Source organism: Amycolatopsis sp. H20-H5 (assembly GCF_035828755.1).
Taxonomy (GTDB): domain Bacteria; phylum Actinomycetota; class Actinomycetes; order Mycobacteriales; family Pseudonocardiaceae; genus Amycolatopsis.
The window spans coordinates 1-12,391 of record NZ_JAYMZS010000096.1 but is presented as its reverse complement, the minus strand read 5'-3'; the positions used below and the strand labels follow the sequence as shown (position 1 = coordinate 12,391).

General features: G+C 68.6%; 4 protein-coding genes and 2 pseudogenes. 3 read left to right on the top strand and 3 right to left on the bottom strand.

Annotated features, from left to right (window positions below; translation table 11 throughout):
* The 3 genes and pseudogenes from QMK34_RS48055 to QMK34_RS48045 all read right to left on the bottom strand — a co-directional run.
* A partial coding sequence (locus QMK34_RS48055; RefSeq protein ID WP_442785281.1) for a hypothetical protein occupies positions 1-52 on the bottom strand: 52 nt, incomplete at its 3' end.
* Positions 42-122, bottom strand: a pseudogene (locus tag QMK34_RS48050) (pentapeptide repeat-containing protein); the annotation flags it as partial. The gene QMK34_RS48055 and the pseudogene QMK34_RS48050, both read right to left, overlap by 11 nt.
* Positions 119-238 (bottom strand): annotated as a pseudogene (locus QMK34_RS48045) (hypothetical protein); the annotation flags it as partial. The pseudogenes QMK34_RS48045 and QMK34_RS48050, both read right to left, overlap by 4 nt.
* A gap of 364 nt (positions 239-602) precedes the next feature.
* Between QMK34_RS48045 and QMK34_RS35690 the strand changes: the two are divergent.
* From QMK34_RS35690 to QMK34_RS35680, 3 genes are all read left to right on the top strand, one after another.
* Positions 603-9,620, top strand: a complete 9,018-nt coding sequence (locus QMK34_RS35690; protein WP_326419132.1) for a hypothetical protein — start codon at positions 603-605, stop codon at positions 9,618-9,620.
* 128 nt (positions 9,621-9,748) lie between these two features.
* Positions 9,749-10,384 carry a response regulator transcription factor gene (locus tag QMK34_RS35685; RefSeq protein WP_326419131.1) on the top strand — a complete coding sequence of 212 codons (636 nt, stop codon included), beginning with the start codon at positions 9,749-9,751 and terminating at the stop codon, positions 10,382-10,384.
* A gap of 36 nt (positions 10,385-10,420) precedes the next feature.
* Positions 10,421-11,746 (top strand): amidase, encoded by a 1,326-nt coding sequence (locus tag QMK34_RS35680; RefSeq protein ID WP_326419130.1) that lies wholly within the window; start codon positions 10,421-10,423, stop codon positions 11,744-11,746.
* The last annotated feature ends 645 nt before the right edge of the window (positions 11,747-12,391 follow it).

Sequence of the window (12,391 nt, the reverse complement as noted above, 5' to 3'; positions counted from 1 at the left end):
CGAACACAGCGCCGCAGAACACAGCGCCGCAGAACACAGCGCCGCAGAACACAGCGCCGCAGAACACAGCGCCGCAGAACACAGCGCCGCAGAACACAGCGCCGCAGAACACAGCGCCGCAGAACACAGCGCCGCAGAACACAGCGCCGCAGAACACAGCGCCGCAGAACACAACCAAGCCGACGACGGCCACCGACCCCACGAGCACAGACAGCCGTCCGACCGCCCAGAGCCCCATCGGCGCCCAGCCGAACACGCCGGTCAAGCCCGGCCCGGAAGCCACCGTCCCGACCACCAGCACGAACCAAGTCTCGACGGTCACCTCCCAGCCGGACAGCATTTTCGCCGCACCGCAACAGAACGGTTCGTCCCAGGACACGGCCACCCCGCAACCGACGACCACCCAGCCCACGACGGGTCCGGGCACCACGCAACAGACGCCCGCCGCGCAGCCCAGCCCGAGTCCGGCTGGTACGCAGCCCACGCCTGGACCGGCCACCACGCAGCCAGCGGCCGATCCGCTCACGACCCAGCCGACAGATCCGGCCAGGATTCAGCCGACACCCGAACCGGCTGCCGCACAGACCGCTCCCGATCCGGTGGTGCCGCAGGATTCTTCGTCACCCCAGAACTCCCCGCCGGCTGGTGACCAGACCCCCCAGTCGGCGGGTGATCACTCTTCACCCGATCCCGCGCCGTTCACCCAGGGCACGAACCTGGATCCGAAGCAGACGATCCTCGACGATCCGAAATGGCGTCGCAGCACCGACCAGACGGCCGACTGGATGCGCCCGGATCAGCCGGTGCACGTCTCACAGTGGGACCACGCCCGGCCGCAGGCGCACTCCACGATCTCGTCGCAGATCATCGGTATCGCGAACTCGAGCAGCATCGAGTTCGTCCCGGGCAAGGCGCAGCCCAAGATCACGCTCGCGGGCGAGGATGGTCCGCTGGGTTACGACCTTCGCCGGCTGGAGGTCCTGCCGGGCAAGTGGGTCAAGGAGTTCACCGTCAAGGTGCACCTCAACACCCCCGCCGGTGCCACCCCGCAGAACATCGCGGCCATCCACACCGGCATGGAACGCGGCATCAACCGGTTCTACAACCAGGGCTACCGGCTGCCGAGCGGCGATCAGTTGCACGTCCGCGTCGAGTTCGTCCCGGCCACCGGCGACCCGCACGTCACCGTGGACATCCACCCGGACGGGGAGCGCAGCTTCCAGCGCAAGTGGGGTTTCGACGACAACGATCACACCCTCGCGCACGAGGTCGGGCACACCCTGGGCTTCCTGGACCACTACGTCAACAACGGCGTGATCTTCCAGGACACCAGGCCGGGCGCGCAGCACCATGGCAAGAACGGGCCCGTCGGCGACGTCCGCAACCGGGTGATGGTCGACAACGGCCTGATGACCGACGGCATGTACGGGCCGGACGCCGCCCTGATGCCGCGTGAGCTGTGGATGCTGGAGAAGAATTCCACCAGCTTGTCTACTGTATACGATGTGCCGTATGCCGCCCTGCATGGTGGCAATCCGCCGACGACGGTGACGTCGTCGCCGTACGACCAAGCTGCCAACGGGGATCTGCCCGCGCTCACCACGCTTGCCGGACAGGGGCATCGGGACTCGCTGAAAACGCTGACCGACCGCGGCCGGAATGGTGACACCGCGGCGCACCAGTCGCTGGTGCAGATCGCGGGACAGGGTGATCTGCACGCCGTCTCGTCGCTCGCGCAGCTGGGGGACCAGACCGTTCGTCCCGAGCTGGATGGCAAGAACCCGCTCACCGCGCTCACCGACCTGGCCTACCGGCCCAACAAGAACGAGGTGGCCGCGGCCATCCTGAGCAACCTGGCCGCCTCGCACCACCACGCGGACGCGTTCGCCACTCTGGTTTCGCACGGCGATTCGCACGGCCTGGCCCACGTGGCGGCCAGGGGCGGTCAGCTGGGCTACGACGCGGTGAAGAACCTCGCGGCCAACGGGGATCTGAACGCGCTCACGGCGTTGGGGCACAACGGCGACGTCGCCGGGCTGATGGATCTGAACAGCAAGGGCAGCCAGCCCGCCTACACGGTCGTGAAGTACATCGCGGGCAAGGGAGACCCTGGCGCGCTGAAGACGTTGTCCGACCTCAACGACGTCCCGTCGCTGGCCGACCTCGCCTCCCAGGACAGCAAGCCCGCCTACAAGGCGCTGACCACGCTCGCGGGAAACGGCAACATCGACGCGCTGAACGCCATGGGCACCAAGGGCGACGTGCCGGGCTTGACCAAGCTCGCCAAGAGCGGCAACCCGTCGGCGCACAACGCGGTCGGCGCGCTCGTGACGTTGGCACAGAACAAGAACGCGCCTGCCCACGACGCGTTGAAGACCCTCACCGCCGGAGGAAATCCTGACGCGCTGAAGGCCCTGACGGACAACGGAGACGTTCCGGGGCTGACCGAGCTGGCCAAGGGCGGCTTCAAACCCGCCCACGGCGCGATTACGAGCCTGGCCGGGCAGGGTAACGCGGACGCGGCGAAATCACTGGCAGACCTCGGCGACGTCGACGCGTTGGTGGATCTGACCAAGAAACAGATCGGCCCCGCTTACCAGAATCTGAAGACACTGGCCGAAAACGGCAACGCCGAGGCGTTCAAGGCCTTGACCGACAACAGTGACGTTTCTGGGCTCACCGAGCTGGCCAAGGGCGGCCACCAGCCGTCCCACGACGCGGTCAAGGATTTCGCCGGTAAGGGAAACGCCGACGCGGCCAGGTCGCTGGCGGATCTGGGTGACGTCGACACCCTGATCGATCTGACGAAAAAGCAGGTCGCCCCCGCGTACGAGAATCTGAAGACGCTCGCGGGCACGGGCAACACGGACGCCTTGAAGGCGCTTTCCGACAGTGGCGACGTGCCCGCGTTGACGTCGTTGACCCAGAACGGAAGCAGTCCCGCGTACGAGAGCCTGAAGACACTCGCGAGCGGCGGCAACGCCGACGCGCTGAAGTCCTTGACCGACAACAGTGACGTATCGGGGCTCACTTCGCTGGCACTGAAAGGAAATCAGCCTGCCTACGAAGCAGTGAAGAACCTCGCGGGTAACGGCAACACAGACGCGCTCAAGGTCCTCTCGGACAACAATGACGTGGACGGGCTGACGTCGCTGGCGAAGAACGGCAACCAGTCCGCACACGAAGCGGTGAAGACGCTGGCGGGCAACGGGAACAACGCGGCGATCACGGCGCTGTCCGGACTCGGTGACGTGAACACGTTGGTGACGTTCGCTGAGCAGAACAACCAGAACGCCTACAACTCGGTCAAAACGTTGGCTTCGCAGGGAAACCAAGACGCGCTGCAGGCGCTCGCCACACGGAACGACGTCGGCGCTTTGGTCGATCTCGCGGGCCAGGGCAGTCAGTCCGCACTCCAGGCCTTGCAGAACCTCGCCGGGAACGGTCATGTGGGCGCGCTGCAGGCCTTCGCCGATCGTGGCGACACCGCCGCTCAGGCGGCGTTGGCGCAGCGGCAAGCCCAGAACCCAGCGCCCGGCCACGGGCAGTTCGGTCAGCCCAGCGGCCCGCAGTCGTCGATCTTCGGTCAGTCCACAACGGACGACGACATCCCGCTCGCCGATCTCACGCCCCCGCCGAACGGCGAGTCCTCCACGAACTCGGCTCCGGACAACAACCCTGACCCGGCCGCTCCTGCGACGGCGACGACTGTCAGGAACGACCTTCCGCCGTACCTGGCCGACAGCAGTCGCCTCGGCCTGGCGTCGCAGCTGCGCAGGACGCAGGGTGCTGACGTCGGCACCCAGATCGACCAGCTCATCACGGGCAACTTCGCGCACGGGGTCAAGGTCAAGGGGATCGACCCGGTGCAGTCCCTGACCGAGAGTGACCTCGGCTCCTTCCTCGGCCGGGGAAGGAAATTCGCGGTTATGATCGGCGGCAGGCCCCACGAGCTGACCGTCAAGGCCACCTTCGACTGGAACAACCTCGACGTCGGCGCCGAGGCCAAGGACGCGATGTCCGCCGAGTCCAAGCACGCCAACGAGGTCAAGAAGTCCACTTCGGAATCCCGGGAAACGAACCTGCCACTGAACGCGTTCGTTTCGGCGCTCCCGCCGTTGGTCGTCGGGGCCAGCGCCGACATCCCGGTGGCGCCCAACACCGCGGGCAGTCGCGACACCACCGAACGGTTCCGTGGCCAGCACGCGATCGAGGTCAAGGGCGCGCGGGAAGTCACCGTCGGCGTCGGCTTCGAGATCTCCTTGGCCGACGGTGACGGCCACAACGTCGGCGGGCACGGGCACACCGCCACGGGGTCTGTGGACCTGAGTGTCCCGATAGGACTCAAACAGCCGGTCGGCGATCTCACCCAGAACCTGACGACTCCGCCGCCGAAGGAGTTCGCCGCCGAGGAGGTGGTCGTCAACGGGCACGACCTCGTCGGCTGGGTGGGCCGCGAGCTGCCCGCGAAGTTCACCAGGATCGGCTCGCCGGGTCGCTCCGTGCTGCAGAAGTTCCTCGGTGAGAGCAACATCAAGGCTCAGCTGCCCAAGATGGTCGTCACCGATCCGGCGGCCAACCCGGAGCAGGGCTGGGTGCGCTCGGATCCGTTGTTCAAGGGCGCCAAGGGAAACGCTCTCGACTTCTCGACCAAGGGCAGCGCGATCGAGATGCGGGTGGTGCCGCGCCGGGTGCAGGTCATCGACTCGATCGACGACGTCGAGAGCACCCGCAAGGCAGCCGCCAAGTTCGACACCACCACCAAACTGGAGACGAAACGCCAGGGCGGCGGCTCGCTGGTCGTCGGCATCGGCGGCGACGCGGGCGCGATCGCCTTCGCCGTCGGCCCGACGGGCGCGCTCAGTTCCGTGAAGGACCACACTCAGGAGCACAGCGCGACCACGGTCGCGAAATCCTCGGTCAAGGCGACCGGGACCGCGGTGCGGTATCGCACCGAGTACGACCTGCAGGTCCGCGTCGCCGGGCAACAGCCGCGGACCCTGTTCGGCGCGCTCACCGGCTTCCAGTGGTCCACCGCCCAGGATGCCGGCCGCGGTGGCTTGACCCCCACCGTGGCACCGAATCCGAACGCCGCGCGACCCCGGCAGCACTTCGCCCCCGCCCACATCGAGTCGGGGAAGTCCCTCGGCGGCAGCATGGTCGACGACTTCGACGGTGGCGGCAAGCTCTACCAGGCCGTCGCCGACGCGCTGCGCCGCGTGCCAGGGCGCAAGGACTACCACCTCAGCAGCGACAAGTTCATCCGCCAGTTCGGTGACGGCGATTTCGCCAAGGGCATTTCGGCCGGGGTCACCGCGGTCCTCCAGCGCGACGCCGACATCCGGTCTGTGCTGTCCGATCAGCAGCTTTCCCAGCTGGTCGATCGCATGCTGGGTCCCGGGCTGCAGCTGCCGATGGTCAAGAAGTCGATGTTCCACGACTATCACGTGAACCTCGGCCTCAAGGCCACTTTGGACATTGGTCGCGACGGCGATCTGCTCACCGCTGACAAGATCAGCGCGGAAGGCAAACTCAAGGACAAGAGCGGCTCGTCGCTTTCGGCGGGACGCTCGACGACGGCGAGTTTCGGGGTGCAGGCACGGGTGCTGGGGCAGGCCGCTCCCACGATGTCGGGCCAGGTCGTCGGCGGCGTCCGCGGCGCGTGGACCTGGACGAACTCGGCCAAGACCGCGACCGATGGTGAGAGCAGCGTCACGAGGTCGCACGGGGACAGTCTTGCCGAGGACGGCGACCTCGGTTCGCGCGACCTTCGCGAGTTCCACGGGTCGTTGACGATCGCGCCGGAGATCACCTCCTATGTCCGGCACAACACCGACGTCCGCCGGATCAGCTTCGGCAAGCCCGGCCGCCAGACCCCGCCGACGCAGCACCAGTTCCTCGGGTTCACCACCGTGCCGCTGCGGCTTCTCGTCCCCGAACACCACGTCACGACCACTCCGCCGCCCCGGTTGACCGTCCAACCGGGACCGTCCACTCAGGTCGCGAGCCCGTCGATCGCCGGGCTGAGCACCGGCGGTTCACGGGTGCTGGACAACGCGGAGATCGTGACGTTCGTCGGCGCCGAGCACCTGCAGTCCTCGGCCAAACAGTCGCTCGTGGGCGCGTCCGGGGATACCGTTTTCGGCTTCTCCGGCGGCAGCAACTCCGGCCGGATCTCGGACAAACTGTCCCCGGAAGCGTTGCGTAACGATCCGCGGTTGTTCAGCCGCCCGGTTGTCGTCGACGGCCTGCACTATGGCCGCCGCCGCGCCGACGAGCACGGCACGGTCGGCGTTTCCTTTAGCCCGACGGCCGTGGAGGTGCTGCCCGCCAAGGAGTACCAGAAGATTACCAACGCTTTCGGCGCCAACTCGAAGGTCTCCAACTCGAAGGGTTTCGCGGACTCGATCACGCAGAACCTCGGCGCCTGGGGCTCGCCGAACGCGCCGGTGACCTCGACCCAGGACCAGACCGACAGCCGCGCGGGCGGCACGGTCGGCGCGCAGCTGACGCCATGGGCGGCCGGGCGCGGCGACACCACCAAGAACGAGGTCAAGTCCGGCGAGAAGGTCACCTTTTCTGGCGGGCCCGAAAAACGGCACCTCGTGAAGGTCGACGTCCGGGCCACTGTCGTCGCCGAGACCCGGCATCGAGGCAACCTCGACCGCTTCGAGCTGAAGAAGGGCCAGCCCGTCGAAAGTCGCGGTGAGCAGTTCGACCTGCCCGGCGCCGTGGTGATGTGGGTCAACGACGCCCAGCTGCGTGAGCTCCAGAACCAGGCGGCCGCCGCACAACAGCCCGCTCCACAACGGACAGTCGCGCCGTCGTCCTCGATGGGGCCCGGCCAGGTCTCCTCGATCGGCATCGGCGGCATCACCGCGCCGGTGGACTTGACGGACCAGATCCCGGCGCTGCACCACCAGCTCGTCCAGCGGCTCGGCCAGGACGCGGCCGATCGGCTACTCCCCAAATCCACTTTGGATACCTCGCACGACAACCGCCGCGCGGTGGTGGAATTCCTCTCCGACGTCAACCGCTCGATGACCAGTACACTCAACGGCGGCCAGACGAAGCCGCTGCGGCTCGAGGATCGCTTTTCCGGCCACACCTATTACGTCTCCGTCGGCGCCGAGTTCACCGCGCCGCCGGTGTTCAGCGGGATCGACCACAGTGCGAAGCTCGCGGTCGACGACAAGGCTTCGGTGGTGAAGACCAAGGAGAAGACGGCCAACCGCACGATCGCTTCACTGCTGGCATCGGCCCGGCTCGCCGGGCGGATGACGCATCAATCGTCCACTCCGGACGGACAGGCGCAGCCGACCACAGGACACGGCCCGGCGAGCGGATTCGTCGCGCTGGGACAGACCGCCGAGGCGAGCTTCGGGTCGCGAACCAGGACCCGGACGGACAAGACCGAGACCGAGTACAAGCAGAGCGCGTCGGTCACCGGGCCGAAGGCCGAGTACCACGCCGAGTTGCTGTTCGACCTGCGGATCGAGCGTGGCGGCGAGCGGTTCGCGGCCGCGCCGGTGAGCCGCGAGGTCACCATCCGCAAGATGGTCGGCGACTCCCTGCCCACCCCGCCCAACGGCGCGAAGTTCGGTCAGACAGGCCTGGCGGTCGCCGTCGACGCCACCCAGGGCACCCCGGACGCGCTGCGCAACTGGCACGCCGCGCCCGGCCATTCGGCCCTGCCCGCGACGGGCACCTTCAAGACGGACCATTTCTTCGGTGACGTCACCGCGCTGGTCGACGCTGCCCGCGACGCGCTCGAACGGTCGGGCGTCGAGGTCGACTCGAAGACCGAGCTGGCGCTGACCGCCTCGCTCAACGCCGCCATGTTCAAGGGCGGCCTCCCGGCGCTGGCGGATGGCGGCTTCGCGCTGCCGCTGCCGTCGAGCCTGGGCCGCGACCTGGAGGTGCACGTCCGGCTCGGCGGGAACCCGGCGCTCGCTTCGGCCAGCGCCAGCGTCGAGGTGAGCGGATCGCGGAAGCAAACGGGGGAGCAGAAGGAAAGCGTCGTCACCGGCAACGGCTTCTCGACCACGGCCGTCGGCCCGCAGGGAGGCGGTGGGGTGAACCACCCCACCGGCGCGGACTCGGCCGCGGAGGGCAAGCACAACTTCGGCTCGGTCCGGGGATCGAGCACGCCGGAGACCAAACTGGGCGACAGCGGTCCGGGCCGCAAGCTCACCCAGGAGGGCACGCTCGCCGCCCACTCGGTGACCACTCCACAGTCCACACAGGACAATGTGACCGAGGACAAACGCACGCGGGCACTGGTGTTCGACGCCGAGTTCCGGTTCGTCGCGCGTCCGAGTGGGCACTCGTGGAACCCGCTCGGCGACCGGCACGACGTCGTCACCGAGGTCGGTGTGCGGGACGGTTACGTGATCCGGATGCGGGACGCGGCCGCGCAGGGCCTCGCCGGTGACCTGCCGGACGGGCTCAAGACGGCCGTCGACGACCTCGCCGCGAAGGGTGACGCCTGGTCGAAGGCGGTCGCCAAGGTGGAGCCGCGGCAGCTGACCGTGGACGGCACTCGTCAGGCCAACGACCTTTCCTCGCAGGCCAGGGCCGATGCGGAGCGTCGCCAGGACGGCCTGCGTGATCAGCTGGACGACCTCGGCAACCGGCGCGACACCCTCCGGAGCGAGCTCGCCGCCTCGGAACGGCGGCGAAACGCCCTGTTCCGGGGAGACGGCGAAGTCGACGAGACCGCGGTGGCGCATTGGCAGGGCGAGATCGTCGCGCTGCAGGGGCAGCTGGACGGCATCGACGCCGAACGTGCGGCGCTGGAGGCCGACTTCCAGCCGGAGACGGCCACCAACCCGGCCGGGGTCGACCGTGCCGCCGAGCTCGCGCACCGCGACGCCCGCCAAGCCGCGCACGACGCCCAGCAGGCCGCTGACCAGTCCGAAGCCGCCTGGTGGCAGGCGGTTCAGGAGTACGACCAGCAGCTGGCCGACGCCCGGAACCCGGCGGCGGCTCGAGCGCCGTCTCCCGAGCCGGACGCCTTCCTGCCCGACCCCGGCGACCTGGACGACGTCGAGTCGCTGCCGGATCCGGATCCGGCCGAGCGGCAGGGTTCGCTGGAGACCCGGAGCTTCGGGTTCACCCCGGATTCGGCGGAGCTCTCGGCCCAGGACCGCGCGCGCCTCGACGCGCTGGCGCGTCACCTGCTCATGCGCGGGATGCTCAACGACCTGCGCGACCAGCCGATGCCGCGGGTCGAGATCGTCGTTCACGGCTTCGCCGACACCGACCTCGACCGGGCCAGGGCCGCGGCGGTGAACCACGCATTGGTCGCGGGCATGGGCGAGGCTCTGCGGGACTTCGGCCGCGAGCACCGGCGGGACCAGATCCAGGACTACGCGGACGGGCACACCGTCGACGCGCTGGGGATCACCGACGACGGGCACGACCAGGTCGAGCTGGTGATCGACTGGAGTCCCGAGCCCGTCACCGATTCGAGTGACGACGAAAGTTCGTCCGACACTCCGCCGGGTCCCCGCTTCGACGCGACGCCGCCGGTCCCGCCACTGCCCCTGCCGGACGTCCCCCGGGTGGCCGACACCTTCGCGGACGAGGTGTTCGACGCGCTTAACGAGCTCTCCTGAGCCGATTTAGTGCTGCTGACCTGCCCCTGCAGGTTCTCTAGAGACGCGTGAAGTGCAATAGGGCAGCTGTGAAGTCTTCCGGGGAACACTGCGGGCATCGACTTCAGTGGTCACCGGCAGGAGCACTCGTGAAGCCCGTCGAAGTAACTGTTCAGGCGTCCGATCCGATCACCCGATCGGGCGCGATCAGTCTCCTGCACACTCGTTCCGACCTGCACGTGCTCAGCGAAGGCGAGCACGCCCGCGCCGACGTCCTGCTGGTGATGGAAGAGCACATCACCGACGAGGTCCTCGCCACGATGCGGGACCTGGTGCGGCAGTCGGACCGCCTGGCGGGCCCGGACGTCGTGATCATCGTCGACCACTTCCGCGAGAGCGACCTCATGGCCGCCATCGAGTGCGGCGTGGTGGCGATCCTGCCCCGCCACGAGACCGGTGGCGCCGAGCTGATCGCCACCGTGCTCGCGGCGGGCGACGGCACCGCGAGCCTGCCGCCCCGGCTCCAGGGCGCACTGCTGTCGCAGGTCCAGCGCATGCGGCGGGACGTGCTGGAACCCAACGGGCTCACGCTGTCCGGGCTGGCTTCGCGCGAGTGCGACGTGCTCCGGCTGGTGGCCGAGGGTCTCGGCACCGAGGAGATCGCGGTCAAACTGTCCTATTCCGAACGCACCGTGAAAAATGTCCTTTATGGACTGATGACCCGCTGTGGGCTCAACAACCGGGCCCACGCCGTCGCCTACGCCCTGCGCGCCGGAGCGATCTGAGTCCGCCGGGTCCGTGCTCGGGATTAGAGTTCCCGCATGGTTTTGACTGCGGTGGAAATCGCTCAAGCGGTGCGGTCCGGCGAGCTCGACCCGGTACAGGTCACTCAGGACGCGCTGGACCGGATCGCGGCCGCCGACGGCGTGATCGGCGCCTTCCGGCGGGTCCGGGCGGAGGAAGCACTGGCTGAGGCGAAGGGCCTGGCGCAGCGGCCTGACCTGGCCGAACTGCCGCTGGCCGGAGTGCCGGTCGCGGTCAAGGACGTCACCGCGGTGGCGGGCGAGTACGCCGGGTGGGGATCGCGGGCCGGGGCGCGGGAGCCCTTCGGTGAGGACGGCGTGATCGCCGCCAGGCTGCGGGCCGCCGGGGCCGTGATCGTCGGGCTGACCCGCGTGCCCGAGCTGTGTGTCTGGCCGATGAGCGACACCCCGGACGGCGTCGCGCGCAATCCGTGGGAGCCGTCGTACACCTCGGGCGGATCGTCCGGCGGGAGCGCCGCGGCCGTCGCCGCGGGACTGGTTCCGATCGCGCACGGCACCGACGGCCTCGGCTCGATCCGGCTGCCCGCGGCGATGTGCGGCCTGGTCGGGCTCAAGCCCGGACGCGGGGTCGTGCGTGAACCGGGGGAGGAAGGCTGGTTCGGGATGTCGGCGCACGGGCCGCTCGCCACCACGGTCGCCGATGCCGCGCTGCTGATGGCCGTCCTCGCCGAGCAGCCCGAGTTGGCCGCGGTCGAAGCGCCGGGCGAACTGCGGATCGCCATGTCGACGCAGGTGCCACTGACCAGGGCGCCACTGCCCAAGGAGTTCGTCGCGGCTGTCGACAGGGCGGGGGAGTTACTCGGGGAGGTGGGCCACGCCGTGAGTGCGGCCACGCCGCGTTACGGGGCCGCGGCTGTTGGCGGCATCATCGTGCGCTGGTTCGCCGGACCGGCGGCGCAGGCGAAGGACTTCGACGACAAGCTGCTGCAACCCCGGACCAGAGCGCACGTGCGACTCGGGCGGTTCTTGATCCGCGCAGGCCGGGTTCGCGAGGCCACCCGTGACAACTGGCTGGCACGCGCTGAGGAGTTCTTCAGCGCCTACGACGTCCTGATCACGCCCACGCTGGCCACCCTGCCGCCAAGGGCCCACCGCTGGCACACCCGCCACTGGCTCGCGAACACGGTGCCGTCATTGCGAGTCGGCGGCTTCACCGGCCTGTGGAACCTCGCGGGCTACCCCGGCCTGTCCGTACCGATCGGCAGCCATCCAGCCGGCCTCCCGACGTCCGTCCAGCTGATAGCCGCCCCCGGCGGCGAGGCCAAACTGCTGTCACTGGCCGCACAACTCGAAGCCGCCAACCCCTGGCCCCGCACCCGCTGAAGCAACGGTCAAAGCGGCGTCCGGGGATCGTGGCGTGAAGGGAACATTTGGGGCGTCTAACGCCGTCATGGTGGCCTTCAGGGACAGTCAAAAGTGCTGGAGAGACTCCCCGTACCCGCCCACGCTTAGGTGCGCCTGGCCTTGGACGCCAAGCCTTGGCCACGCTTGTCACCGGTTCATCCGGACTCGGCCGCGCTTGTCACGTGCCTCCAAGACTTGGCTACGCCTGGCCTTGGACGCCAAGACTCGGCCACGCTTGTCACGGACCCCAAGACTTTACGGTGGGTGGAACCGCCCAGGCTTAGGTGCGCTTGTCACCGGTTCATCCAGACTTGCCCCCGACACGCACCGCTAAAACCCAGCCACCGCTGTGGTCCGGGACCACAGCGTCTCCGCGAGCTTTGCGAGTGGAGACTTCACCGCCGCGCGCCCTCTTTCGCGGCCGCCAGGCCCTCCCAACTCGCGACGGTAGGTCGCCCCCCTTCAAGCAAAAGCCGCACTTTCGTACCTGGTCGGGGCGGCCTGGCGGCGCGAGTTTGTGAGCGCGCTGGCCAAAAGACACAGGCTTCTAACCGTGTCTCAGGGCTCAACCACGGTGGTTGGGTCCAAAGGTGCGGCTAGAAGCCTGTGTTTGTTGGCCAGCGC